Here is a 26,055-nt window from a genome sequence, read left to right as displayed (position 1 = left end):
AGAAAGATTAATTCTAACTACTTAAACCAACCTTGAAAGCGTTCCATCAACATATAATTTACGGGCACTAGTAACAAGGTAATGAATGTCGCAAAGATAATACCAAAGCCAAGGCTAACTGCCATCGGTATTAAGAACTGCGCTTGTGTGGCTTTTTCAAATAATAATGGCATTAGACCGATGAAGGTCGTTAAGCTCGTTAGCATTACAGGACGAAAACGTGCCGCACCAGCGCGCTTTACAGCTTCGAGTAAGTCACCACCTTCACTGCGCTTTTTGTTTACATAATCAACCAATACCAATGAATCGTTCACGACCACACCAACAAGCGCTAACATGCCGAGTAGACTCATAATGGTTAAGTCCATGCCCATGATCCAATGCCCCATTACCGCACCTATCATACCGAATGGGATCACACTCATTACTATCAATGGCTGTAAGTAAGACTTAAACGGGATCGCGAGTAATGCGTAAATAATAAAGAATACAAACAACAAGCCCCACGCCAGTGAACCAAACGACTCTCGTTGCTCTTTCGCCTCACCTTCTAAGGTATAATTAACACCAGGGTACTGTTGCACAAGCTCGTCTAAGTAACCTTTAAGATCCGCTTGAAGAACCGTCATATTGGTGTTGTTCTTCTCAACATCAGCGGTCACATTTAAAGTACGGTAGCGATCGATACGGCGAATACTCGATGGGCTCTCACCTGTTTTGAGCGTAGCAACATGTGATAATGGCACTGTGCCACCACCTGGTAAATCAATAAGTATATCAGTTAAATCTGCTACTGAACGACGCTCTTCAAGTGGTAGCCTTACCATTACACGTACATCATCACGACCACGTTGAATACGTTGCGCTTGAGAACCAAAGAACGAATTGCGGATTTGCTGTAATACATCAGTACGGTTTAAACCCAGCGCTAAACCTTGATCGGTCAGTTCAACTTGCAGCTCCTCTTTACCGTCTGACAAACTATCTGCAATTTCAAATACCGTTGGGTAGGTTGCTAAACGCTCTTTAATTTTTTCAGCGACGGTTTCTAATGTCTCAATTGTGCTACCAGAGAGCTGAACATCAATTGGATTTGAACTACGGCCAATCTCAGCTCTAAAAGTAATTGTTTCTGCCCCTGGGATCACACCAATCAAGTCCCGCCATTCGCTCGATAACTGCTGCGAGCCAATATTAGATTCGCGCTCTTCTGCTGGCGTAATTTCAAAACGTACAGAGCCAGTATTTGATGTGCCTCCTCGACCACCGGTACTTGCCAAAATATTCAAGATAACACTTTCGCCATCTTCATCACGGTACTTATCTTGTAACTCTTTGGCTTTGTCTGCCATAAGCACAATATATTTATTAGTCACATCAAAAGGTGTACCCGCTGGGAAAGTAACGTTGGCACGTACAGTCTCACTCGGGATGCGCGGGAAGAAAACAAACTTAGTCCATCCGCTCGATATCAGTGTTAAAATCACTAAAAATATACCAATAAATGCGCTTACTGTAGCTAACTTATTTTTTAGTGCTAAATTAAGTACTGGTTGATAATACTTCATAATCGCCGTTTCAAAGCCATCGGCAAAACGCTGCTGTAAACGCTCTAGCTTTGAAGGCTCTGATTTTTGGTTACGCAGTTTGATGTATTTTAAATGCGCTGGTAAAACGAACTTAGATTCAATTAATGAGAATAGTAATACCGGGATAACCACTACGGGAATTTGCGCAAACAAAGCACCACGTCCGCCTTCGATAAATGCCAGCGGTAGAAATGCAGCGACGGTTGTTAACACACCAAAAGTTACCGGTGTCGCTACTTCTTGCGTACCTCGAATAGCAGCTTGCTCACCAGACTCTGCGGTTTTTAAATGAGTATAAACATTTTCGCCGGTGACAATCGCATCATCAACAACAATACCCAGCACTAAGATAAACCCGAATAAGCTCATTATATTTAGCGTAACACCAAACAAAGGCATCGCTAAAAATGCGCCCATGAACGATACCGGAATACCAACAAACACCCATATTGCTATGGCTGGGCGTAAAAATAACGTCAGTAACGCCAGCACTAAAATACCACCTTGAATCGCATTGGTTGTTAAAGTGGCAATACGCCCTTTTACAACTTGCGAATCATCATCCCAGTAACTGAGCTGAAAACCTTGCGGTAGGCTTGTTTGTTGTTCATTAATATAGTCCTTTACTGCATCAGCCACATCAATCGCACTTTGCGGCCCAATACGATAAACGTCGATAAATGCAGCTTGCTTACCATTAAAGCGGGTGCGCACTGGGGTTTCTTCAAAATCATCAGTAATACTAGCAATGTCGCCTAAGCGAATAATAGTGCCGTCAGATTGCTGTTTAACTACGATTTGAGCAAACTCATCTTTGCGATAGGCTTGGCCTTTTGAGCGAATAAGTACTTCACCACCTTCAGTTTTTAAGTTACCCGCAGAGACATCGGTACTTGAGCGAGAAATAGCAGATGATATTTGCGCAAGGCTTAAATCATATTGGCGTAGTACATCTTGGCTTACTTCAACTGCGATTTCGTAATCACGAACACCGCTTAACTCAACTTGCGTTATTAATGGAATACGCAGTAAGTCATCACGTACTTTTTCAGCATATTCGAGGGTTTCTTTTTCACCATATTCACTCGAAACTGTTACCGCTATAACTTCACGTATACGCTGAGCAAGTGCTACTACTGGCTTTTCTGCGTCTACAGGAAAGGTATTTATAGCATCAACTCGGCTTTTTATATCAGCCAATAAGTCACGAGCATCATAACCAGTTTCGATTTCAATATTGACCGATGATGACCCCTCAGAAGAGCTACTTGAAATTTGCTCAATTCCTTCCAAGTCTTGCACTGCTTCTTCAATACGAATAGTGACACCCTTTTCAACATCTTCCGGGGTTGAACCACGTAATGTGACTTTGACGCTGATACGATCCGTTTCAAATGAAGGAAAAACTTCTAAAGGAATTTGAGTCGATAAACTAAATAGCCCAGACAACACAATACTAATAAGCAGTAAGTTGGCGGCTACATGGTTTTTAGTAAACCAAGCAATCATTGCCCAGCTCCTTGGCCGCGAGCTTGGCGACGCTGCTGCATTAACTCTTTAACTGAAATGCCTTGTTCTTTGGCCATTGCCTCTAGTTGTTCTTTACTTGGGCGTTCACCTCGGCCTTGCTTGTTACCACGGGTATTTTGGTAAGCTTGCTCACCCATGATGTTTACTTGTGTACCTGAACTCACTTGTCCTAGCGGCGTAATAACTAAATTGTCGCCGGCACTAAGGCCTGATGCAATAATTGCATCATCCGCATTTTGCCATCTTAAGCTAATATCTCTGCGCTTTAAGATCCCTTGCTCTTCAATATAAACATAACTGCCTTGGTAAATAGCACTATTAGGAATAACAATGGCATTTTGTACCTCAACACCTTTTATTTGAGCCGTTATATATTGACCAATTTTAATTGGGTATTGATTATTTGCAGTTGCTTTATATGGGTCGTGAATTTGTCCAACCACATAAAGCTGCTGAGCAGATGAATCTATTGCACCTTCAGTTCGTACCACTTGCCCTTGCCATTGTTGCTCGCCAACAAGATCGGAGCGAAAAACAACTGCGGAGCCCTGCTCATTACTTACGCCATCGCGAAACTGTTCTGGTAATTCGATAAAAGGTAAGTCTTTATTTTTAATTGGAAGGCGAATTTCGACACTGTCGATTGCATAAATCGAGGCAAGTTCAGTGTTATTATTTACCACTTGACCTAAATCGACGCTGCGGCTTAATACTCTGCCTGCATAAGGGGCTGTAATTTTAGTACGTTCTAGATTCAGTTCTGCTTTTTCTAGTTGCGCTTGAGCTGAAAGCACTTCTGCCTGTGCAGCAGCAAGTTGCGGTTTACGCAGCACTAAAGAGCTTGCTTGTTCACCATTTCCTAAACGCTGCCAATCTGTTTGTGCTTGATTACCACGCGCCTCCTCTTCCAGTAAGGCTTGCTGGGCAGTGAGAAGGTTAGCTTGAGCAGATTTAACCTCTGCGCGATGATCTCTATCATCTAATTCAAGCAACACTTCACCTTTATCAAAAAAGCCCCCTTCACGAAACTGGTCACTAATTTTAATTATCTGCCCCGATGCTTGCGACACTAGCATGCTTTGTGTTTTTGGCTTTACTGTACCAAAACTATTGATCATAATTTGATAAGGCTTAGCCTCTAAGCGAAACACTGCAACTGTCACATTTGCTTTAGGCGCAGAGCCAAAGCGCTTACTCTGCGGAGGATTTCCTTTGATAACGAGAATAACTGTCGCTGTCACGGCGATAATAATGGTTGGAATTAGAAATTTACGAAGTTTATTATTCATAGTTATTGCTCTTCTGACTCTTGGTTAGGCTCTGAGAAATCGCCACCAAGGGCAATATGTAACTTGATTCTATTAAGGATGAGTTGATTTTTAATATTGATAACTGAGTTTTGCGCAGTGAAAGAGCGATCCTGTGCATCAAGCACAGTCGTGTAATCTACTAAACCACTTTGATATTGCTCAAACGATAATTGCTCAGCAGCTATCGCATTAGTTTGTGCTTCAAGTGTTTTTTCATAGCGCTGTTGTAGCGACACCTCTTGTGTAATTGCATTTTCAACATCACCAAACGCATCATATAAAGTTTCAAGATATATTTGTTCTTGGCGTTTTACTGTAAGACGTGCTTGTTCTTCATTTGCAGCTAGTCTTCCACCATCAAAAATCGGCATCGCGATGCTGCCAACCAATGACCAGGCTAAGCTGGATGGCGAAAATAAATCACTCATTTTATCAGTACTGTCGCCGAGTGAAGCAGTTAGATTTAAGCTAGGGAAGCGCTGTTTATGAGCGTATGCTAAACCAGCATCAGTACTCAATAACTGATACCAACTTGCCATCAAATCTGGTTTACGGGTAATAAGTTCTGAAGGTAGCCCTTTAGGGATTGGTTTATCAAGCAACGGTAAGTCTGCATCTATACTCAATGCCCCCTTTGGATACTCGCCAGTTAAACGCTCAAGTGTCCGTATAGACTCTGTTAATGTAGCTTGTTGCTCAGCAATATTAGAGCGCTCAGTATTTAGCTCGTTACGAGTCAAGTACACGTCAAGCGCCTCATTTAAGCCTTGGCGATAGCCAGATTCGATAATCGCAAGATTTTGCTCTGCTATTTTTTCTCTTTGTTGATATAGCTCTAATAACTGCTGGGCAGTTATTACATTAAACCAACCACTGACGACATCAGCGACCAATTGCTGACGAGACTGCTCAAAATTTGCTTTTTCAGCTAAATACTCTAAGTTTGCTTGACGCTCTGCTGCTGATAGTTTACCCCATAAATCAACCTCATAGCTCAATGCCAAATCGGCAGAGCTGGCATTATTGTAGCTAACGGGACGATTATCTTTACTTCTACTTGTACGTGTAGATAGGTCTAAGCTTGGCCAAAGAGCAGCCCCTGTGGCAACCAGTTGCTGCTCTTTTATAGCAACATCATAGCTAGCTTGTAAAATTGACTGGTTATGCTTCAGAGCTTGATCGACAAGTGCATAAACTTGTGGATTTTCAAGCTGCTGTAACCAATCATTTGCGACTGTCCCAGCCGTTTGTTGTTCTAGTTTTTGCTGCCAATTATTTGGCAGCGTTTCGAGTTGTTGCACACGCTCTTGCTGAGTAAGCTGTGTGGTGCATGCTCCAATGAACAGCACAGATAATGCAACAATACTCGGCTTTAATTGCCAGTTCATGTTTAACCCTGAATACATCGATCACTAAGTGTAATTCAAGCATTCAATTCCTATTTGCTCAACTGACTTTACATAACATTACAAATTCTTAGCATACAGTACGTTAAAGTGCAGGATTAATAAGATGAAAGGTTAAAAGTGAAAGATGCTAGGTGCTAGGTGCTAGGTGCTAGGTGCTAGGTGCTAGAATTAAAAATCACTGCCAAGTAGAAGGCAAACTTTATTATCTAAATAACAAATTATTTCAAAAACAAAAAAGCCCTGCGAGTGCAGGGCTTTATAATAAATGGTGCCTCGACGCGGAATCGAACCACGGACACGAGGATTTTCAATCCTCTGCTCTACCGACTGAGCTATCGAGGCACATCAACTGTGCTGATTTACTGCTAAATTAACAATAAATCTAAATAAATGGTGTCGACTAACCGAGTCGAACGGATAACTTAAATGAATTACTGATTACAAGTCAGTTGCTCTGTTCAAATTATCTAAAATAAATGGTGCCGACTAACCGAGTCGAACGGTTGACCTACTGATTACAAGTCAGTTGCTCTACCAGCTGAGCTAAGTCGGCACACTAAACTGTGTGCTAGGCACGTATCAATTTTAAAGATTGATTAACTTTAATAAATGGTGCCTCGACGCGGAATCGAACCACGGACACGAGGATTTTCAATCCTCTGCTCTACCGACTGAGCTATCGAGGCACTTAAACAGTGCTTGTTAACAGTAGCAACTATTAACTAAATAAATGATGCCGACTAATTGAGTCGAACGGATAACTTAAATGAATTACTGATTACAAGTCAGTTGCTCTGTTCAAATTATCTAAAATAAATGGTGCCGACTAACCGAGTCGAACGGTTGACCTACTGATTACAAGTCAGTTGCTCTACCAGCTGAGCTAAGTCGGCACACTAAACTGTGTGCTATGGCACATATCAATTTTAAAGATTGATTAACTTAAATTTTTTTATTAAAAAAGCCTCGCTATTGCGAAGCCTTTTCAAATAAATGGTGCCTCGACGCGGAATCGAACCACGGACACGAGGATTTTCAATCCTCTGCTCTACCGACTGAGCTATCGAGGCACTTAATAGTGCTAATTAAATGTTTAAAACATTTAACCTAAATAAATGGTGCCGACTAATCGAGTCGAACGGATAACTTAAATGAATTACTGATTACAAGTCAGTTGCTCTATTCAAATTATCTAAATAAATGGTGCCGACTAACCGAGTCGAACGGATAACTTAAATGAATTACTGATTACAAGTCAGTTGCTCTGTTCAAATTATCTAAAATAAATGGTGCCGACTAACCGAGTCGAACGGTTGACCTACTGATTACAAGTCAGTTGCTCTACCAGCTGAGCTAAGTCGGCACACTAAATCATGTGCTTTGGCACGCGTAACAACATTTAAGTATATTTAAACATTATTACAATAATAATGGTGCCTCGACGCGGAATCGAACCACGGACACGAGGATTTTCAATCCTCTGCTCTACCGACTGAGCTATCGAGGCAAATTCAGTTTACCTATAAATCATATAGGATTTTCAGTACATTTCCTACCACTCTACTGACTAAGCTACCAAGGAAACTTCAGCTCTAATTAAAAATCTTAAAGGATTTTTAATACTCTTCCCTAGATGCTCTACTGACTTAGCTATCTGGGCGTGCGGCGTATTAAACTGGTTTTGCCCCTGCAAGTCAACTTTTTTTTTATCCCGCCCCACTGTTTGCACAGTTTTACAGCAATGTGGGTAATAAACATATTAAACGCTGCTTTTTGCATCAAATATATGTGATTAAGATTAAGTCCTTATAATTGCTAATAGGTAATTAAATCCCTTTATTATCTAAAACAGTAAATATTGCAATATTATGTACATAACGTAGTGAATTATTTCAGTAAATGTTAGGATTGATTGCAAGTAAATAAGCTGCTGATTGGTTTGTAGCTACTACATTAAAATTGGAAAATAAATGCACAGTAAATTTTCTTCGCCGGTTAAGGGCTTGTTACCACTTATTATATTTACAAATATTGTGGCAATAACATTAGCTTTAGCTGCCTACTACTTCTACCCGAATAAACAAATTAATAACTTTCAAGTCAAGAGCACTACTGACTTAAGCGAGCTAGCTGATAATTTAGACAAGCAGTTAGTCATCGCTCTAAGTAAACCTGGGCAGAACAAAGCAGAGCAACTATTAGTTTTAAGCTCAAAGCTAAATAACCGATTTGAATATTACTTATATAGGTATACATCATTAAGTGCACCCCAACTCATTTATTCAAGTCATAAGCCCGCTATAGAGCCTTTAAAACTAGACACCTTTACTCAAAATAAAACAATTATCCATAAACAATTAATTTTGAATGATCAGCCTGTTGGAGAGCTAATAATTAAAGATAGAAATAGCTCAGTTTCAGCTATAGCAGATTCAATGCTACTTACTTACGTATTGGCAGGGTTGACATTTTTTAGCTTATTTATATTTGCTTTCTATATTAATGCTTTTCTAAACAAACGAATAAAAAGAAGTAGCGACTATCTCGCTTTAGAAATCGATACAATTTGTCAATCATCTAACTATGAATCACAAGTAAAAGAGCAGCTAGATTTAGGAATGAAAACAGTTGCAATAAATATAAATAAACTTCTCAAGCAAGTACAAAACGCGATTGTTAGTAATCAAGCAACACAATCCAAATTGCAAAGCCTGCAAAATGGCTTAGAGATAGAAGTTCAAAAACGAACTATGCAACTTGAGAAAGCAACATTGAGAGCTGAACAAGCAAGTGATTCAAAAACTACTTTTTTAGCAACAATGAGTCATGAGATACGCACCCCAATGAATGGTGTAATTGGCACAATAGATCTATTAAGGCAAACAGAGCTTGATGGTGCTCAACATCGACTAAGCACCATTATTCGTGAATCTGCTTTTTCATTATTAGGTATTTTAGATGACATATTAGATTTTTCTAAAATTGAAGCTGGTAGGCTCAATATAGATCCAACTCCATTTTCAGTTTCTGACACTATTGAAGAAGTAGCCAGAGTTTTATCATCGGTTGCCAAAAAACGTCAGCTCGATTTAGAACTAGCAATTGCCCCAGATATTCCAACAAACTTAATTGGCGATACCATGAGAGTGCGCCAAGTACTGTACAACTTATGTAGTAATGCTATTAAATTCACTAGCACCGATGAAAACCGTCGTGGCCATGTTCGTATAGCCGTTGAAGTAGCTCAAAACACGACCGATCATTTCACTCTACGTTTTATCGTCAGTGATAATGGAAAAGGTATGAGCCAAGCACAATTACGTGAAATTTTTAACCCATTTATCCAAGCTGAAAATTCTATCACTCGAGAATATGGAGGCACGGGGCTTGGCCTTTCAATTTGTAAAAGTTTAACCGAGCTCATGCTTGGTACTATTAATGTTACAAGCGATTTAGGCATTGGCAGTGAATTTGTTGTTGAATTACCTTTTAGCACCGAAGGAACAATTAAGTACGCACATAAAAATACATTAAAAGATCAACTTGTAGTTTTAATAAGCGAAAATAGTACGAGAAAGCAAACGTTATCACGTTACCTATCGTTTATGGGAGCTAAAACACTTCAAGCGGGTACTCTTGATGAGATAGAGCAGCACCAAGAGAGTTTTGGTATTGTCTGGGTTCTTGATGGTGTTGATTCGATAGAAAAAACTAATTCATTACTACGTCGCCTAATATACACTCTAGAAGATCATAACCAACAGGTTGTTGTACTAAGTAAGCTAGATGAAGCAGCAATTAACCATAAAAATATTTTTTATCTTAATGCTACACCATTGTGCAAATCTAACTTTATGATGTCATTACTTGTAGCTGCTGGACTTCATAAACCTAAACAAGTGAAACCCGTTAAAACTCTAAATAACTACCTAAACGTAGAACAGGCTAGAGAGGAAAATAGACTCATTTTACTTGTTGAAGATAACCTCTTAAACCAACAAGTACTAACCGATCAATTGCATTTGCTAGGCTTTGGTGTTGAAGTCGCTGAAAACGGTGAACAAGGCTTGCAAAAATGGCGAAAAGAACGCTACTCACTCATTCTTACTGATTTACATATGCCTAAAATGTCAGGCTACGATATGGTCGAAACAATCAGAGAAGAAGCTTCATTACTTGATGATATTAATGCACAGCCATATATAATAGCGATCACAGCGAATGCCCTTAAAGGCGAAAAAGAACGCTGTTTAAATGCAGGTATTAATGATTTTATTACTAAGCCTGTGGAATTAAATACTTTAGAAGCTATTTTAGAGAAGTGGGCTCAAAAAAGTCAGCAAGGTACTGTTTATGTAAGCGAGCTCAGCGAAAGACCTGCAGCCCCAGTTAATTTAGAAATGCTAGCTAAATACGTAAACAACGATGAAGCTAAACAAATCCGCTTTTTTAAAATGTACTTAGAGCAAAGTAATAACTTAACTAAAGAAATAAACAGTGCTGTTATGGTTACAGACTATCAAGGTATTGCACAAGCCTGCCACCAGTTAAAATCAATTTCTAAAACGATTGGAGCTGAACAGATTAGTAAATTATCCGCCCATTTTGAAGAGCACTGTAATTTAGAAAATTTATCGAGTGATGAGCTAATAGAACAAAGAGATACTCTAGAAATCGAGTACTCTAGAGTCGCGCAATTTCTGAAAGAGCAAATTAGAAAATCTGACGAACAAGAAGAAAATAGTATCTAGTTTGTGGTTGATAAAAGGGCAACGTCGCCCTTTTATCAACTAGCCTTGCAAAAAATTACTTCTCAGGCGGACGGTAGCCTTCGATTTCAACCTCTTTATCTTCAAACAAAAAGCCAACCATCTGCTCTTCCAAAAATGTGCGATGCTCTGGGTCCATCATGTTTAGATGTTTTTCATTAATTAGCATAGTCTGCTTATGCTGCCACTGACCCCATGCTTCTTTTGAAATATTATTGAAAATCTTTTCACCAAGCTCACCAGGGTATAGTTGATAACCAAGGCCTTCGGCTTCTTTTTGTAACTTTTGACAAAATACTGTACGTGCCATAATTGATCTCTTCTTAATATGCGTTTAAGACTTATCTCTAGTGTAAACCATTGTGCTAATTTGTTTAACCAGCTTTTTAGTTGGTGCTGCTAAACCGACCTCAATGGACTGATCTAACGGATACCAAACAAGCTGACGCTCATTAACTACATCAGGCATTTTACTAACCTTAAGCACATGAGGATTAATAGTTAATTCAAAATGCGAAAACACATGAGTAAATGGTTCCACTTGTGTGATAGTCAGCTCAAGCCCCTGCTGTGCGATAAAAACATCAAGTTGTTCCTTTTGTTCAAATTCAAAAAAGCTAAACAACCCCCCCCAAATACCAGAGTTTGGCCTTTTTTCCATTAATACTTGGTCATCACATTGAATGATCAACTGATGACAGCTTTTTTTAGGCACGGCTTTTTTAGGTTTTGAATGAGGAAACTGCTTAACGACTGCGTTATTAAATGCCTTACAACGACTGTTAAGGGGGCAAGGTTCACATTCAAACTTACTACGAGAGCATAAGCTTGCACCTAAATCCATCATTGCCTGATTAAACTCAGTGACATTACCTTTAGGAGTTAGTTGCTCTGTTAGTTGCCATAGTTGATTCTCGACTTTTTTAACCCCGTACCAGCCTTCAACCATAAAGTAGCGAGCCAAGACACGCTTTACATTGCCATCTAAAATTGGGTGATGCTGGCCAAGAGATAAAGACAAAACGGCGCCAGCTGTAGAACGCCCTATTCCTGGTAATGCGATTACTTGTTCAATATTTGTTGGAAACTCACCATCGTACTGATCACGTACTATTTTGGCTGTTTTATGTAAATTACGTGCTCTTGCGTAATAACCCAGCCCAGTCCAATGATGCAGTACAATATCTTCATCTGCATTCGCTAAAGTGATAATATCAGGGAAACTTGCCATAAATTTTTCAAAATAAGGAATAACGGTCACAACTTGAGTTTGTTGTAGCATTACCTCAGACACCCAGACTTTATAAGGTGTTTTATTCAATTGCCATGGTAAGGTTTTACGCCCATGTAATTGATACCAATCAACTACCTGCCCTGAAAACCAACTTGCATCAGTGTTGTTTAACTTCAAAATAACTACTTTATAACTCGACCCTTGATAGCGGGCAGTCTATTGCAGTGAGTTAAAATATCAAGTTCTAAACATACACAAAGGATAAAGCCTTGTGATCAAGCCCACGGTCAGGGATAATACGCCACCATTTTAAACATGTTGTTTTCATCAGGCCAAAATATATGAGTGATTCAAGTAACGATAACCTTGAGCAAGCAAAGCAAGAAGGTAAATATATTCGTACAATTCGTAGCTTTGTTAAACGTGAAGGTCGTTTAACCAAAGGACAAGCAGCAGCAATTGAAAAGTGCTGGTCAACAATGGGCCTTGAGCACCAAAACGGCATGCTTGATTTAGCTCAAGTATTTGGTAATGACAATGATGTTGTTTTAGAAATCGGCTTTGGTATGGGTAAGTCATTAGTTGAAATGGCTAAAAACGCACCGCACTTAAACTTTATTGGTATCGAGGTACATCGCCCAGGTGTTGGTGCATGTTTGATGGACGCAGATGAAGCTGGTGTAACCAACTTACGTGTTTTTGAACATGATGCGGTTGAGGTACTCAAAGACTGTATAGCTGATGGCAGCCTTAGTAAGTTGCAGTTGTTTTTCCCTGATCCATGGCATAAAAAGCGTCACCATAAGCGTCGTATTGTGCAACCTGCATTTGTTGAAAGCTTACGCAGTAAATTAAAAATTGGTGGTGTTTTTCACATGGCAACAGATTGGGAAAACTACGCTGAGCACATGCTTGAAGTAATGCAAGCTGCTGAGCACTATAAAAACCAATCGCAAAGCAATGATTATGTGCCTCGTCCTGATTTACGTCCGCTGACTAAATTTGAGCAACGCGGCCATCGTTTAGGCCATGGTGTTTGGGACTTAATGTTTGAACGCATTAGCTAAACCAGTAACTTATTAAACAACACTTAAGGTAAAGCCATTTATGAGCGCATTAACTAACCCAAGTTCATTACTACTGCGAAATAGTGAATCACTCAATGCTGAATCTATTTTGGTGGTCAATTTTGTGCAAGATGGCTTTTTATCTCAACTTAAAAGTTTAAACCCTAACAGTAAAATAACCGCTTTTAGCTACAACCATGCCAATGGTCAATTTGCTAACAACCTTAACGGTATCGATGTTTGTATAAGCCATGAAATAACAGAGCAACAGTTTGATTTGGTGATTTACTATTATCCAAAATCAAAACCAGAAGCATTAATGACGCTGGATAATATTCGTGCAGTTCTCAACCCTGATGCTGATTTACTGGTTGTTGGCGAGAATAAAAGTGGCGTAAAGTCGATAGAAAAACAATTTACTAATCATTGCGAATTTGGCCGTAAAATTGATAGTGCTCGCCACTGCGCACTCTATTTATTCTCTGGTATTGCACAACTAGCAGAGTTCAGTATTAGCCGGTATCACAAGCAATTCACTGTTGAAGTAGCAGGAACGCAGTTTAACGCAATTAGTATCCCCGGAGTATTTAATCACGGTGAACTTGATGCCGGAACTAAAATGCTACTAGAAAACGCACCAAATGTTAAAAGTGGCCAAGTGCTCGATTTTGGTTGCGGCGCAGGTTTAATAGCTACATTTCTAGGCCTTAAAAATATAGCCCTATCCTTTGTTTGCTCAGATGTAAGTGCGCTTGCAGCTTATGCCACAACACAAACTCTAGCGCTTAATAATATAAATGGTAAAGCTGTGCTTAGTGACGGCCTTACTAGTATTAATGGCAAATTTGATTTAATTATTTCTAACCCACCATTTCATACGGGTATTGCAACTGATTATACGATTGCAGAGCAGTTTTTAAGTAATGCAAAACAACACTTAACTAAATCGGGCAAACTGACAATTGTTGCGAATTGCTTTTTAAAATACCCACCTATTTTAGAGTCTCAATTTGGTGAGTATCAAACAGTTCATAAAAACAATAAATTTGCAGTTTATAGTAGCTAAATAAAGTCCTACTTAAACATATAGACCCCGTTTTTAAAGTAAATACACAAAAAGTGACAATTATTTGATATTTCTTCGTCACTTTTCGTTGCGTTTGCTAGACTTAGAAAACGAAGTCACTATGATGAATATCAGGCTATAATAAAAAATGCCTAAATCTCTACCACAAACAAGTATTCGAAAAGCGTTGATCAGTGCAGTGATGTTTGTTACGGCTCTTTGTTTGTCATTGTCTATTTCGATTTCAACTTATCTTGATGTTAAAGAGCAAAAACAATTAATCATAAATAAACTCACTATCCTTGCTGAAATTGTTGCATTTAACGCCCAAATTACCGTTTTATTTGATGATATAGAAACGGAAGAGCAACGACTTAAGTCCTTTGAAACCATTCCACTAGTTAAGAATATACATATCTACTCAATTGATGAAATATCGAATAAAGCTGTGTTCTTTACCAGTTTTAACGCAAAAAAAACGCCACCTGTACCACTTCGTGTAGATAGTATCGAGCAGTTAAAAGAAGCTAAAATTACAGGCGATCAAGTCGAACTGATAAAGCCTATACTCTATGAAGGTGAAATTAAAGGTTATGTTTATATTCGTGGCGGGCTAGAGCGTCTTAACGACTATATAAATAAAAAAATACTGATAGATATATTACTAACTCTATTTGTTTTAGTCCTAGTGTATTTTGTAGCTAAGCGTATCCAAAAACGTATTGCAAACCCAATCGATGAATTAAGCATGTTACTGCAAGATGTTTCTAAAAATCACAATTACAATGCCCGCGCACCAAAAACGAACATTACTGAAATAAACACTCTTGCTAGTAGCTTAAATATTATGCTCACGCGAACGCAAAACCAAATTGAGCGGCATAAGAATGATAAACTCGAAATTAAACAGCTAAACCAAAGTCTAGAAGAAAAAGTAAATCAGCGGACAATTGCACTTAGAGAAGCGAATCAAGAGCTATTAAATACACTTGAGCGCATGCATCAATATCAAAATCAAATCGTTGAAAGTGAAAAAATGGCTTCACTTGGTCAAATGGTTGCAGGTGTCGCCCATGAAGTTAATACTCCCATCGGTCTGGGCATCACAGGTTCCACTCTATTACGAGATAAACTTGCTGAAATTAATTCAGGGTTTGAAAACAAAACACTCACCTCAAGCCAGTTAAAACGCTTTATAGATGATGGTATAGAAAACCTTGATTTAATTTACCGCAACTTAAACAGAGCTGCAGAGCTTGTCTCTAGCTTTAAAAAAGTAGCGGTAAACCAAGATGGTGAACTGAATTCGTTAATAAACGTAAAAAATCTGATCTCAGATGTACTGTTATCCATGCGTACTGAAATGCAAGAAAAGGCCCCAGAGGTTATTATTCATTGTCCATCTGAACTCATTTTTGAAACTAAAGTAGGCCCACTTCAACAAGTGTTACAGCAGCTTATCAGCAACTCTGTCATCCACGGTTTTAAAGATGATATCGGCAATAAAATTGAATTCACAATAGAACGTAATGAAAGCAGTTTAATTATTAATTATCTTGATAATGGTATTGGCGTTGATAAAACAATTAAAAAGCGAATTTTTGACCCATTTGTAACAACTAAACGCGGCGAGGGAGGCAGCGGCCTGGGTATGCATTTAGTGTATAACTTAGTTACACAAGCATTAGGCGGCAATGTACACTACGATGAACAAGAAACTACAGGGACTCGATTTATAATCACCCTGCCGAATGAGCAGGCCAACATAAAATGAAATTAAAGCTGATGTTACTTAGCATAATAATTTTTGCTCCATTTAGCATTTTAGCAAAGTCTCCTGAGCAGGTTAAATCTGCATTTTTATATCAAATTAGTAAGTTTGTTGAGTTTGCAAAAGCTGACAAAAACCACGCTATGACCTTTTGTTTTTATGACTTAAAGCTAGGGGTGGGAGCGATTTTAAACAGCACTCCATCATTAAGTGTTAACGATAAAGCCATCAAAATAATTTTAATAGATAAAAAACAGCAAATTTCTGAACTTTCTCGCTTTTGTGATATCACATACATTGATGAAACAGAAGAAGATGATATAATTCCACTTTGGATCGATACCATTTCGTCAGACACCTTAACAGTTGGTGAGAGTATCAGTTTTTTAGAAAAAGGCGGGATTGCCGCTTTGATCCAAGAAGGGAATAAAATCCGACTGTATATCAATAAACAGCAGTTATTGCGTAGTAGTTTTAAAATGCAATCTCGGTTATTAGCTGTTTCAAAGTTTTATCCAAATTGATTTTACTTGTTAACAAATGGATATACTCCTATAATCTCTGTATTCGGTTTTATAATACAATACCGAATTAATTGTAAATAAAATATTCCGAAAAAGGTTAATTAATAATGCAAACGCCAGTCATTCTGATTGTAGAGGATGAAGACGTAACTCGACTAAACCTCGTTAGTTTATTTGAAGCTGAAGGTTATAAAGTTATTGAAGCCATAGATGGCGATGACATGCATGACAAGCTTACAAATAATGATGATGTGAATCTTGTAGTTATGGATATCAACCTACCAGGCAAAAACGGGCTAATTTTAGCACGTGAGTTGCGTCAAAAGCGTAACGTTGGGCTTATTTTCCTAACTGGTCGTGATAATGATGTAGACCGTATTTTAGGCCTAGAAATTGGTGCGGACGACTATATTACTAAGCCCTTTAATCCACGTGAACTAACCATTCGTGCTCGTAACTTAATTTCTCGTACTGCTCTTGGCGGTGAGGAAGCTAATATCGAAACAAATGGTGTTATTACGTTTAATGGCTGGGAGCTTGACGAAAATAGCCGTTGTTTAACATCTCCAAACGGCGATGCTAAACGTCTTCCTAAAGGTGAATACAGAGCACTACGTTTAATGCTTGATTCTCCAGGTCGCATTTTTAGTCGTGAACAGTTAATTAAACATATGACGGGTCGTGAGCTACGTGCTAATGACCGTACTGTGGATGTGACTATTCGCCGTATTCGTAAACATTTTGAAAGCGACAACAGCACCTCTGAATTGATCAGCACCATTCACGGTGAAGGTTATAGATTCATCGGTAAAATCGACAGCTAATAATATTGTTGGTTAACCTACAGCAGTTACTTCTCTAACTGCTGTAAGAATAAATGAAGGGCTTGTTGTCCTTCATTTATTTTATCTGTAAGTTCTATCAACCATTGTTGTAACTCCCCATCATTTTGCTCAAGTGCCCCATGCTCCATCATTTTAGCATGCAGCTGCACGTCATTAAGACCAACCGAACCTGCAGCTCCTTTAAGCTTATGTGCGACCGATTTATATTCTTCTCTATCACCTTGCGCTAATGAGCTCACTAATTCTTGCTGATACTGTGGATTTAGTTTGGCAAACAAATTACTGCTACGCTTGAATACATCTATTCCCATTGAATTGACAAAGTCTTCAATAGTTTCAACATCAAGTAGTTCTACATTTATATTTAAACAATCCTGCGCAGATACCGTTAAGCGCGTTTCATCACATTGCTGAGCTTGTTTAATATCAAATAACTCTGCGAGTATTTTATCAAGTTTAGTGGTATTGATTGGTTTGGCGAGTGCTCCTTGGATGGAGATTCCTTCTAGCTCTTCCTCGGCACTACGTACATTTGCCGTTAATGCTACTATAGGTAATTTATCAAAATAGCTATCGGCGCGAATTTGTCTTGCAACTTCATCACCATTAATATCTGGCAATTGCATATCTAATAAAACTAAATCAAGGTCATCCTCAGTTTCAACAAATGATAAAGCATCTTCACCTGTTTCAGCCCAAATAACCTCATGACCACGCTGCTCAAGTAAATTAGTGGCAATTTCAGCGTTTAACGGCACATCTTCAACTAACAAAATATTTAAACTACGCCCAGCATAACTTTGTTCTGTTGGCGCAACACATAAAGCCAATGGTATCTCAAAGACAAAACTACTACCCTCACCTTCAGTACTACTTACTCGAATTTTCCCACTCATTGCCGTTACGAGTGCTTTGGTTACTGCCAGGCCAATTCCTGAACCAATAGCATTTGTGCCATTTAAGTCAGGCGCTTTATAGTACATATCAAAGATACGCTGTAATTGCTCTTGCGGTATTCCTTGGCCAGTATCGGTAACCTTCATCACTAACCACGTACCGTCAGCGCGATTCTCTCTAATACAAGATAATTCTACTCTCCCTTGCTGAGTAAACTTAACGGCATTATTAATTAAATTCCAAACAACTTGGCGTAAACGAGTAGGATCTAGCGAAGCATAAATATCTAAGATGCCTTTACGCTCAATTTCAAATTCAAGTCCTTTCTCTTCTGCGATCAAGCCCGCAAAATTTACTACATCATTTATAAAGTCAGAGACATTTATTGGTGTAGTGACAATATCCAGCTGCTCACGGTCAATCTTATCTAAATCAATAATATCGTTGAAAATATTACCCAAGGTTTCGGCGCTTGAAAAAACCGTACTACACCAGCTACGTTGCTGTTTATCAAGTTCAGTGTCGAGTAACATTCGTGTTAAACCAACAATACCGTTAAGTGGCGTTCTTAGCTCATGGCTTAAAGTGGCAATAAATTTCCCCTTGTCTTTATAAGCGGTTTCAAGGGCTTGAGCTGCTTCTTTTCGGCTCGTTATATCACGGCCAAAAGCAAGCAAGCCTATGTATTCCCCTTCATCGTTAATAAAAGGTAATTTACGCATTTCAAACCAGCGATTTTCACTATCAACCGGGTACTCTACATCAAGGGTGAGCGCTTGGTGAGTCTCTTCCACTTTATTGTCTGTTCTAAGAACCTCAGGTAAATAAGGTTGCGGGTATATTTGCTCAGCGGTTTTGCCAATTAATTCAGTTGCCGGCTTGCCAATCACTTTTTCAAACATTTTATTACATCCGGCGAAAACCCCATTGTTGTCACGGTAATAAAATAAATCAGGAGATGAATCGACAATAGAACGTAATAACATTCCCTGTTGGGCAAGCTCTTGCTGGGTTTTCTTACGCTCTGCTATTTCGCGTCTAAGCTCTTCAATTGCGCGGTGCTTAGCATGAAAAGCCATTTTACGTTCGTCTATCTCAACGTTTAGCCGAGTGATATTATCTTTTAACGTTTGGTTTAATAGCTTTTCTTGTTTAGTTGCACTATCAAGGTATGCGTATGAGGCATCAAGTTGGCGAATCGAGTTTATAATCACACTGATCATAATAGGTGATACAACCGCAGTAAAAAACAACATAGCGAGTACATCAAGGATGACCACATGACCGATAGCAACATAATAAAACATGCAGGCTAGAATCAGTGAAACAACTAACAGCAACACATAGCAAATCGCTGCCGTTTTGAACTCACCAAACCGTGTGATTAAACTTGAAAGCATTCGAGCCCAAGGGCTCAAAGAAGAATCGATCATATATAAACTTGTCTCATGACTATGGGTTTTAACATCAACAGACTAAGCAATGCTTCAATCTAGTGTTATTAGTATATAAAAAAGCTAGCGCCACAGCTTCAAATGAAAATGCCTAACCCAATTTTGGTATTAAATAATACTAAATAACACTACTCTAATACGGTATAAAATTGTAAATCCATTCGCTATTTTAATCATTAAGATTTTCAGCATGTTAAAAAGATGGCTAGGCCCATTTTCTTGTACGGCTATTTTAGCATTTTTACATTAGCAATTTTCATCTTCCGCGACGAAAACATAAAATTTTCATCTACTACGTATTTTTCAATTATTTCGTGTAAAATACCGCGTTTTACAATTGCCAATAACGAGATTTTTCATGCAAAGCAATATGCCCGATATAGCAGATACGGCTCCCGCCTTACAAACCGGTAAATTAGACTGGGTTGGTATGGCCGATATTGAGCTGCCATTTATTTTTGAATCTCGTGGCCTTGCACCTGTAAATGTAAATGCCAACGCGCGCGCTTTTGTAAATCTACATAAAGAAGATGCAAAAGGCATTCATATGTCGCGCTTGTTTTTGGCACTCGATACACTTTCTACTGAGCAGCATGTTAACCCGCAAACAATTGCTCAAGCCCTCGATACATTTATATCTAGTCACGAAGGTTTAAGTGATCAAGCTAAAGTAGAATTCAAATTTGAACTACCACTACGCAGAAAGTCATTGCTTAGTGGTAAAGTTGGTTGGAAAAGCTACCCTATTCTACTAGAGGCAAAAATTGACCGCGGGCAACTTAGTTTTGAGCTTAGTTTAGATGTAACTTACTCATCAACTTGTCCTTGCTCTGCCGCTTTAGCACGTCAACTAATACAAAATGCGTTTGTAGAGAAGTTTGACCAACAAACAATTAACCAAGAAGACGTAGTCGCTTGGTTAGGCAGTACTGGTGGTATTGTGGCAACTCCGCATTCACAGCGTTCAATCGCAAACGTGAAAATTAAACTTGATAACAACATTACTGAGTTTGATATCTTAAGTTTGATTGATACCCTTGAAACTGAGCTAAAAACCCCAGTACAAGCGGCCGTTAAGCGTGAAGATGAACAAGAGTTTGCTCGTTTAAATGGGCAAAATTTAATGTTTTGCGAAGATGCTGCGCGTAAAATAAAAGCAGTACTAGAGCATGCCCAGTACGCCGATTACTGGCTACAGATAAACCATTATGAATCTTTGCACGCACACGATGCGCTCGCAATCGCGGTTAAAGGTGTTGCAGGCGGTTACCAACCTTAAATTAATATATAACTTCACATCAACTAGGCACATAAATTGCTAATTACTAGCAAAGTGTCAATTTGTTGTTGTGGAGTTACCGTATGGAATTCGCTTTATTATCAATTTTAGTGCTAGTTGTAGGGGCCTCTGTTGTTGCATCGAAATTTACCGATGATGGCGGCAATCCTTATCCCTTCACCCGTAAGCAGAGTGTATTTACTCAAGTAGAAAGTGCTTTTTTAAATTTGCTCGAGCGCGCTGTAGGCGATCAATATAAAATCGTTAGTCGTGTGAAACTAATCGACATTATTGATTGTAAGAAAGGCCTATCGGTTAAAGCTAAACGTGCTGCTATAGCAAAGGCAAAAAATAAGCAACTTGATTTTGTACTGATTGATAAAGAGAAGCTGACGATTGTGGCCGCTGTAGATTTAGTTAACAACGCAAATAAAGATGGCCACAAAGCACAACGTGACTGGTTCGTAAACGGTGCATTAGAAGCTGCTGGCATTCCTCATATTCGAATGAAAGTAAAATCAGGCTACCGCCCTAGCGAAGTTCGTGATGCAATTATGTTTAAACTTGGTAAACCCGCAGCTCAAGCTCCCCGACCTACCCGCAACAGAGCAACCAAACCTGCTGTACTATCACCTTCACAAGCAAAAGCACATTCAACAGCTTTAGCAGAAATATAACAGCAGTAATAAATCATATTTAAAAATGCGAGTTTAGGCTCGCATTTTTGTTTTTTAGTACTAACTTCACGTATAATCTAGTTATCTAATTCGAGGAATCAAAAATTATGAATGTTGGTATTATTGGCGCAATGGAGCCAGAAGTTAAAATTTTGCGTGAAGCTATGCAAAATCCACAAATTTTAACAAAAGCAGGTTTTACTTTTTATACGGGTGAATTAGCTGGCAACACTGTTACTTTGGTTCAATCAGGTATTGGTAAAGTAGCATCAGCCATAGCAACAACATTATTGATTGATAACTTTAACCCCGACTGCGTGATCAATACAGGCTCTGCCGGTGGTTTTGATCCATCACTTAGCGTGGGCGATGTGGTTATTTCGTCACAAGTACGCCACCATGATGTTGATGTAACTGCGTTTGGTTATGAAATTGGCCAAGTTCCACAAATGCCTGCTGGTTTTGCTGCACATCCAAAACTAATTGAAGCAGCTGAGCAAAGTATTGCTCAAATCAGTGACGTTAAGACCTTAATTGGTTTAATTTGTACTGGCGATTCATTTATGTGTGACCCTGTACGTATCGATAAAGCGCGTGCTGATTTTCCAACTATGCTTGCAGTAGAAATGGAAGGTGCTGCGATTGCTCAAGTATGTCATAGCTTAGAAACCCCTTTTGTGGTTATTCGCTCTATGTCTGACATAGCCGGTAAAGAATCGCCGCAATCGTTTGAAGAATACTTAGAAACTGCATCTGTCAACTCTTCTAAAATGGTTGTGGCTTTGCTTGAAAAACTAACAGCGGTTAGTTTATAAGGTGTTACTCAATCTAGTTCAACAACATTTGGACTTTATTGTGTTTTTGTTAGCGCTCCTCGTTGAGCGCTTTTTACCTTTAAGTAGCTGGTATCACCCAAATACCTTTCTCACAGCGGTTTTTCGCCCGTTAGGTAAACGGATATACCGCGAAAAAGAACCAAAAAGCTACCACTATTTATCATCAACTTTATGCTTTAGCTTAGTGATTCTTGTAATAATGACTATTACTGTCTTACTGTTAGAATTTGCTTATTACCCTGAGTTACTCGCAGGCTTAATTTTATATATGTGTTTGCAATGGCAAAGCTTACAAAAAAAAGCACTCCGCATTGCTCGACTAGTTAAACAAAATCAAAAAGCCACCGCGCGCGATTTACTTAACCCGCTAGTAGCACGCGATGTAAGTAAGCTTTCAAGTGCGGGAATTTGTAAAGCGACCATGGAAACTTTCGCACTGAGAGTTGCCCGCCACTATTTCACCGTTATTTTTATATATTTAGTCTTTGGAGCTATGGCGACCTTAAGTTATCACTTATTGAGCTTAATACATCAAACTTGGCGCAGCGACCTTCCCCCTAACAATGCTTTTTTAAAACCTATTGCAGGGTTTTTATTTATTATCGAGTGGCTGCCAATGCGCATGCTTGCTGTTACAATCGCTATGAGCAAAGCGACAAAACAAAGTATTCATTACATAAAACATTATGGCCGACACTTTTATCAAAGTAATTCAGGTTGGCTACTCAGTGCATGCTCAGCTTCAGTGGCTGTTCAACTTGGCGGACCTGCAATGTATCAAGCTCAGCGCTTTAACAAAATGCGTATAGGTACTGACAGACTACCAAAAGCTGAAGATATAGCAGTGCTTGTAAACCGATTAAATCAGGCTCGCGGGTTTTGGTTGTTAGTGATCTTTGGTATTGAGATTATAAAAACAATATAAAAAAACCAGCCGACGCTGGTTTGTGGATAACCAAACCACCTAGATGATTTGGCTATATTATTACTGAATTTTCATTCTTAGCTAATTAAGCAACGGTAATGTTGGCAAATTTACGTTTACCTACTTGGTAAATAGCCGTACTGCCTTTTGCGATTTCTAGCTTAGAGTCTGTTACTTTCTCTTCACCGTTAATTTTCACAGCACCTTGTTTGATCATACGCATAGCTTCTGAAGTACTGGCAACGAGTCCCGCTTCTTTAAGCATGTTAGTTACAAATACAGTATCTTCATCAATGGTCACAGTGACATCTGGGATATCATCTGGTAATGCGTTCTTTTGGAAACGCTTGATGAAATCTTCATGTGCACCTTGTGCAGCATCGTCACTATGAAAACGAGCGATCATCTCTTTTGCTAAATCAATTTTGATATCTCGTGGGTTTGTACCCTGGGCGACTTTTTCTTTTAGCGCAGCAATTTCTTCAATTGATAAGCTACTTAGCAAATCATAATAGCGCCACATGAGTTCATCACTAATTGACATCACTTTACCAAACATGTCATTCGGTGCATCTGTAATACCAATATAGTTGCCTAACGACTTAGACATTTTTTGCACGCCGTCAGTACCTTCTAATAAAGGCATCATTAGTACCGTTTGCGGTTTTTGACCTTCATCTTTTTGTAGCTCTCGGCCCATAAGCAAATTAAAACGTTGATCAGTTCCACCTAATTCAACATCTGCTTCTAGTGCAACGGAATCCCAGCCTTGTACTAATGGGTATAAAAATTCGTGAATTGCAATCGATTGGCCGCTTGCATAACGCTTTTTAAAGTCATCACGCTCAAGCATCCGTGCAACAGTCTGCCTTGCAGCTAATTTGATCATACCTGCAGCGCCAAGGTTTTCCATCCAAGATGAGTTAAACGCAACAGTGGTCTTTGCAGGGTCTAAAATTTTAAACACTTGTTCTTTATAAGTTTCAGCATTTGCTAACACGTCATCACGAGTAAGTGGCTTACGCGTTACATTTTTGCCAGTTGGATCACCAATCATGCCGGTGAAATCACCAATTAAGAAAATCACTTCGTGACCTAAGTCTTGGAAGGTTTTCATTTTATTAATTAATACTGTGTGCCCTAAGTGTAAGTCAGGTGCAGTTGGATCAAAACCCGCCTTGATCTTAAGCTTTTTACCAGATTTTAGCTTCTCAACTAACTCGTCTTCAATTAATATTTCTTCTGCACCGCGTTTAATCTCTGCTAGAGCGGTTTGTAAATCCACTGTTTATTACTCCAAAAAATTCAGTCAACTTAGGGATTCTAGCGTAAATTAGCCACAGTTTAAATCTACAAAACACTGGTATTAACGCTTTATTAGGTATATCCTGCAATATTAGTGATTAATTATCTTGACAGCAGAAAAAGGCACGTTATGGTTCACGTTGTGCACAAACTCCCAAAAAAACACAAATTGCTTATTCTAGGTTTGGTTTCTGCTATTGCTGCCCTGACTCTTATTCCTTCTGAAAAAGCAACCGCCTCTAAAGATAACAGTGCAGACGCACTAGAAATTGGCAAGCGCTACGAATTACAAATTAAAGTTGATGATGCTGAGCAATTAACTGAATTAAATTCGCAAGAAGACGCAGCAAAATTACCAGAATATGACCTAGTCGACTTTGAAGTAAAGAACGGTGACAATTTAGCACTTATCTTTAAGCGTGCAGGTTTTAACGCGCAAACCGTTCATAAATTACTTAACACCAACGCAGAAACTCGCAAACTTACTAAAATTCATCCTGGTGAAATTCTTAGTTTTGCCACAGCTGAAGATGGGTCTTTAGCGCAGTTACGCTACGTTATCTCAAAGACAGATACTTTATTTGTAACTTTAAACGAAGAAGGTAACTACGATACCTCAATCGACAGCAAAGAAATCGAAACCCTAACTAAATCAACTGGCGGTGAAATCAGCAACAGCTTTTGGACCTCAGGTATTGCAGCAGGTTTAAGCGAACGCCAAATTATGAACTTTGCTGATATTTTTGGTTGGGACGTGGATTTTGCAAATGATATTCGTAAAGGCGATCAGTTTGGTCTCATTTACGAGTCACACTATGTAGATGGTGAATTTATTGGCACGGGTAAAATTATTGCCGCTGAATTTATAAATCAGGGTGAGCGTTATGCCGCTATTCGCCACAGCGATGATAACTTTTATACCCCTGAAGGCCGCAGCATGAAAAAAGCATTTTTACGTGCACCGGTTAACTTTAAATATATTAGCTCAAGCTTTAACCCGCGCCGCTTACACCCTGTTACTGGGCAAGTAAAAGCGCACCGCGGCATTGATTACGCAGCACGTACGGGTACGCCAGTTGTTGCATCAGGTAACGGTAAAGTAATTAAATCAGGCTACAGCAAGTATAACGGTAACTATGTATTTATAAGCCACGGCACACAATACGTGACTAAATACTTACACTTAAATAAACGCGCAGTAAAAACGGGGCAAAAAGTTAAGCAAGGCCAAAAAATTGGTACTGTAGGTGCAACAGGCCGTGTAACAGGCGCACACTTACACTATGAGTTTTTGGTTAACGGCGTTCACCGTAACCCTAAAACAGTTAAACTACCTAAGTCTGAGCCATTACCACGCGCAGAGCTTGCGAAGTTTAAGCCAATTGCAGATACGTTCTTAGCGCAATTAGAGCGCAACAGAGAGCTACAGTTAGCGCTTAAGTAAGAGTTGTCAGCGGTCAGCGGTCAGCGGTCAGCGGTCAGCGGTCAGCGGTCAGCGGTCAGAAAATATAAAACCGTTGCTATGCAAATAGCAACGGTTTTTTCTTGATAGGGTATTTTCGTTGGGT

At 39.1% G+C, this 26,055-nt stretch carries 18 protein-coding genes and 7 tRNA genes; 11 read left to right on the top strand and 14 right to left on the bottom strand.

What is annotated here, in order from left to right; translation table 11 throughout:
* Window positions 1-17: 17 nt before the first annotated feature.
* The 10 genes from B5G52_RS07400 to B5G52_RS07355 all read right to left on the bottom strand — a co-directional run bounded on the left by B5G52_RS07400 (window position 18) and on the right by B5G52_RS07355 (window position 7,345).
* Window positions 18-3,098, bottom strand: coding sequence for an efflux RND transporter permease subunit (locus B5G52_RS07400; protein WP_087532016.1), 3,081 nt, complete (start codon window positions 3,096-3,098; stop codon window positions 18-20).
* Window positions 3,095-4,408 carry an efflux RND transporter periplasmic adaptor subunit gene (locus B5G52_RS07395; protein WP_087532015.1) on the bottom strand — a complete coding sequence of 438 codons (1,314 nt, stop codon included), beginning with the start codon at window positions 4,406-4,408 and terminating at the stop codon, window positions 3,095-3,097. The genes B5G52_RS07400 and B5G52_RS07395 overlap by 4 nt, the downstream gene beginning before the upstream one ends.
* A gap of 2 nt (window positions 4,409-4,410) precedes the next feature.
* Complete coding sequence (locus tag B5G52_RS07390; protein WP_087532014.1) at window positions 4,411-5,817, bottom strand: efflux transporter outer membrane subunit; 1,407 nt, start codon at window positions 5,815-5,817, stop codon at window positions 4,411-4,413.
* Window positions 5,818-6,104: 287 nt separating this feature from the next.
* Window positions 6,105-6,180, bottom strand: a tRNA-Phe gene (locus B5G52_RS07385).
* A 135-nt stretch (window positions 6,181-6,315) separates the two neighbouring features.
* Window positions 6,316-6,391 (bottom strand) — tRNA-Thr (locus tag B5G52_RS07380).
* Between the two features lie 57 nt (window positions 6,392-6,448).
* Window positions 6,449-6,524: transfer RNA gene (locus B5G52_RS07375), tRNA-Phe, on the bottom strand.
* 131 nt (window positions 6,525-6,655) lie between these two features.
* Window positions 6,656-6,731 (bottom strand) — tRNA-Thr (locus tag B5G52_RS07370).
* 101 nt (window positions 6,732-6,832) lie between these two features.
* A tRNA-Phe gene (locus B5G52_RS07365) sits at window positions 6,833-6,908 on the bottom strand.
* A 217-nt stretch (window positions 6,909-7,125) separates the two neighbouring features.
* A tRNA-Thr gene (locus B5G52_RS07360) sits at window positions 7,126-7,201 on the bottom strand.
* A gap of 68 nt (window positions 7,202-7,269) precedes the next feature.
* Window positions 7,270-7,345, bottom strand: a tRNA-Phe gene (locus B5G52_RS07355).
* 463 nt (window positions 7,346-7,808) lie between these two features.
* Here B5G52_RS07355 and B5G52_RS07350 point away from each other — a divergent pair.
* Window positions 7,809-10,589 carry a hybrid sensor histidine kinase/response regulator gene (locus tag B5G52_RS07350; protein WP_087532013.1) on the top strand — a complete coding sequence of 927 codons (2,781 nt, stop codon included), beginning with the start codon at window positions 7,809-7,811 and terminating at the stop codon, window positions 10,587-10,589.
* Between the two features lie 55 nt (window positions 10,590-10,644).
* Here the strand turns inward: B5G52_RS07350 and B5G52_RS07345 are convergent, their stop codons facing one another.
* Together B5G52_RS07345 and mutY are read right to left on the bottom strand one after the other, a co-directional pair.
* Window positions 10,645-10,917, bottom strand: coding sequence for an oxidative damage protection protein (locus B5G52_RS07345; protein WP_087532012.1), 273 nt, complete (start codon window positions 10,915-10,917; stop codon window positions 10,645-10,647).
* A gap of 24 nt (window positions 10,918-10,941) precedes the next feature.
* Window positions 10,942-12,021, bottom strand: a complete 1,080-nt coding sequence (gene mutY, locus B5G52_RS07340) for an A/G-specific adenine glycosylase (RefSeq protein WP_087532011.1) — start codon at window positions 12,019-12,021, stop codon at window positions 10,942-10,944.
* Window positions 12,022-12,182: 161 nt separating this feature from the next.
* Between mutY and trmB the strand changes: the two genes are divergently transcribed.
* From trmB to arcA, 5 genes are all read left to right on the top strand, one after another.
* Window positions 12,183-12,908 (top strand): tRNA (guanosine(46)-N7)-methyltransferase TrmB, encoded by a 726-nt coding sequence (gene trmB / locus B5G52_RS07335; RefSeq protein WP_087532010.1) that lies wholly within the window; start codon window positions 12,183-12,185, stop codon window positions 12,906-12,908.
* A 40-nt stretch (window positions 12,909-12,948) separates the two neighbouring features.
* Window positions 12,949-13,974 (top strand): 16S rRNA (guanine(1207)-N(2))-methyltransferase RsmC, encoded by a 1,026-nt coding sequence (rsmC, locus tag B5G52_RS07330; protein ID WP_087532009.1) that lies wholly within the window; start codon window positions 12,949-12,951, stop codon window positions 13,972-13,974.
* A gap of 148 nt (window positions 13,975-14,122) precedes the next feature.
* The gene (locus tag B5G52_RS07325; protein WP_087532008.1) at window positions 14,123-15,748 is read left to right on the top strand and encodes a sensor histidine kinase; all 1,626 of its coding nucleotides are present in this window, start codon (window positions 14,123-14,125) and stop codon (window positions 15,746-15,748) included.
* Window positions 15,745-16,269, top strand: a complete 525-nt coding sequence (locus B5G52_RS07320; protein ID WP_087532007.1) for a YfiR family protein — start codon at window positions 15,745-15,747, stop codon at window positions 16,267-16,269. The genes B5G52_RS07325 and B5G52_RS07320 overlap by 4 nt, the downstream gene beginning before the upstream one ends.
* Before the next feature lie 107 nt (window positions 16,270-16,376).
* Complete coding sequence (gene arcA / locus B5G52_RS07315; protein ID WP_087532006.1) at window positions 16,377-17,093, top strand: two-component system response regulator ArcA; 717 nt, start codon at window positions 16,377-16,379, stop codon at window positions 17,091-17,093.
* Window positions 17,094-17,119: 26 nt separating this feature from the next.
* Here the strand turns inward: arcA and arcB are convergent, their stop codons facing one another.
* Window positions 17,120-19,444: an aerobic respiration two-component sensor histidine kinase ArcB gene (gene arcB, locus B5G52_RS07310; protein ID WP_087532005.1), complete on the bottom strand. Its 2,325-nt coding sequence runs from the start codon at window positions 19,442-19,444 to the stop codon at window positions 17,120-17,122.
* Window positions 19,445-19,823: 379 nt separating this feature from the next.
* Here arcB and folE2 point away from each other — a divergent pair, with 379 nt between their 5' ends.
* From folE2 to B5G52_RS07290, 4 genes are all read left to right on the top strand, one after another.
* Window positions 19,824-20,744: a GTP cyclohydrolase FolE2 gene (folE2, locus tag B5G52_RS07305; protein ID WP_087532004.1), complete on the top strand. Its 921-nt coding sequence runs from the start codon at window positions 19,824-19,826 to the stop codon at window positions 20,742-20,744.
* An 83-nt stretch (window positions 20,745-20,827) separates the two neighbouring features.
* On the top strand, window positions 20,828-21,421 hold the full coding sequence (locus tag B5G52_RS07300) for a DUF2726 domain-containing protein (RefSeq protein WP_087532003.1): 594 nt from the start codon (window positions 20,828-20,830) through the stop codon (window positions 21,419-21,421).
* Between the two features lie 107 nt (window positions 21,422-21,528).
* Window positions 21,529-22,236, top strand: a complete 708-nt coding sequence (gene mtnN / locus B5G52_RS07295) for a 5'-methylthioadenosine/S-adenosylhomocysteine nucleosidase (protein ID WP_087532002.1) — start codon at window positions 21,529-21,531, stop codon at window positions 22,234-22,236.
* A 1-nt stretch (window position 22,237) separates the two neighbouring features.
* Window positions 22,238-23,182, top strand: coding sequence for a cobalamin biosynthesis protein (locus tag B5G52_RS07290; protein WP_087532001.1), 945 nt, complete (start codon window positions 22,238-22,240; stop codon window positions 23,180-23,182).
* An 85-nt stretch (window positions 23,183-23,267) separates the two neighbouring features.
* Here B5G52_RS07290 and tyrS read toward each other — a convergent pair whose 3' ends face one another.
* Entirely contained in the window at window positions 23,268-24,467 is a 1,200-nt protein-coding gene (gene tyrS, locus B5G52_RS07285) for a tyrosine--tRNA ligase (protein ID WP_087532000.1), read from the bottom strand.
* A gap of 150 nt (window positions 24,468-24,617) precedes the next feature.
* On the opposite strand from tyrS, the gene B5G52_RS07280 reads away from it, so the two are divergent.
* Window positions 24,618-25,931: a peptidoglycan DD-metalloendopeptidase family protein gene (locus tag B5G52_RS07280; protein WP_087531999.1), complete on the top strand. Its 1,314-nt coding sequence runs from the start codon at window positions 24,618-24,620 to the stop codon at window positions 25,929-25,931.
* The last annotated feature ends 124 nt before the right edge of the window (window positions 25,932-26,055 follow it).

Origin of the sequence: Pseudoalteromonas sp. A601 (assembly GCF_002165575.1) — a bacterium.
GTDB lineage: Bacteria > Pseudomonadota > Gammaproteobacteria > Enterobacterales > Alteromonadaceae > Pseudoalteromonas.
Note: the sequence above shows the minus strand (reverse complement) of the source record. Positions and strands in the feature narration are given on the sequence as shown.

Excerpts from the sequence above, each read along its gene's own strand:
- B5G52_RS07400 (WP_087532016.1), bottom strand. The coding sequence starts at position 3,098 with ATGATTGCTTGGTTTACTAAAAACCATGTAGCCGCCAACTTACTGCTT.
- B5G52_RS07395 (WP_087532015.1), bottom strand. The coding sequence starts at position 4,408 with ATGAATAATAAACTTCGTAAATTTCTAATTCCAACCATTATTATCGCC.
- B5G52_RS07390 (WP_087532014.1), bottom strand. The coding sequence starts at position 5,817 with ATGAACTGGCAATTAAAGCCGAGTATTGTTGCATTATCTGTGCTGTTC.
- B5G52_RS07350 (WP_087532013.1), top strand. The coding sequence starts at position 7,809 with ATGCACAGTAAATTTTCTTCGCCGGTTAAGGGCTTGTTACCACTTATT.
- B5G52_RS07345 (WP_087532012.1), bottom strand. The coding sequence starts at position 10,917 with ATGGCACGTACAGTATTTTGTCAAAAGTTACAAAAAGAAGCCGAAGGC.
- trmB (WP_087532010.1), top strand. The coding sequence starts at position 12,183 with ATGAGTGATTCAAGTAACGATAACCTTGAGCAAGCAAAGCAAGAAGGT.
- rsmC (WP_087532009.1), top strand. The coding sequence starts at position 12,949 with ATGAGCGCATTAACTAACCCAAGTTCATTACTACTGCGAAATAGTGAA.
- B5G52_RS07325 (WP_087532008.1), top strand. The coding sequence starts at position 14,123 with ATGCCTAAATCTCTACCACAAACAAGTATTCGAAAAGCGTTGATCAGT.
- B5G52_RS07320 (WP_087532007.1), top strand. The coding sequence starts at position 15,745 with ATGAAATTAAAGCTGATGTTACTTAGCATAATAATTTTTGCTCCATTT.
- arcA (WP_087532006.1), top strand. The coding sequence starts at position 16,377 with ATGCAAACGCCAGTCATTCTGATTGTAGAGGATGAAGACGTAACTCGA.
- arcB (WP_087532005.1), bottom strand. The coding sequence starts at position 19,444 with ATGATCGATTCTTCTTTGAGCCCTTGGGCTCGAATGCTTTCAAGTTTA.
- folE2 (WP_087532004.1), top strand. The coding sequence starts at position 19,824 with ATGCAAAGCAATATGCCCGATATAGCAGATACGGCTCCCGCCTTACAA.
- B5G52_RS07300 (WP_087532003.1), top strand. The coding sequence starts at position 20,828 with ATGGAATTCGCTTTATTATCAATTTTAGTGCTAGTTGTAGGGGCCTCT.
- mtnN (WP_087532002.1), top strand. The coding sequence starts at position 21,529 with ATGAATGTTGGTATTATTGGCGCAATGGAGCCAGAAGTTAAAATTTTG.
- B5G52_RS07280 (WP_087531999.1), top strand. The coding sequence starts at position 24,618 with ATGGTTCACGTTGTGCACAAACTCCCAAAAAAACACAAATTGCTTATT.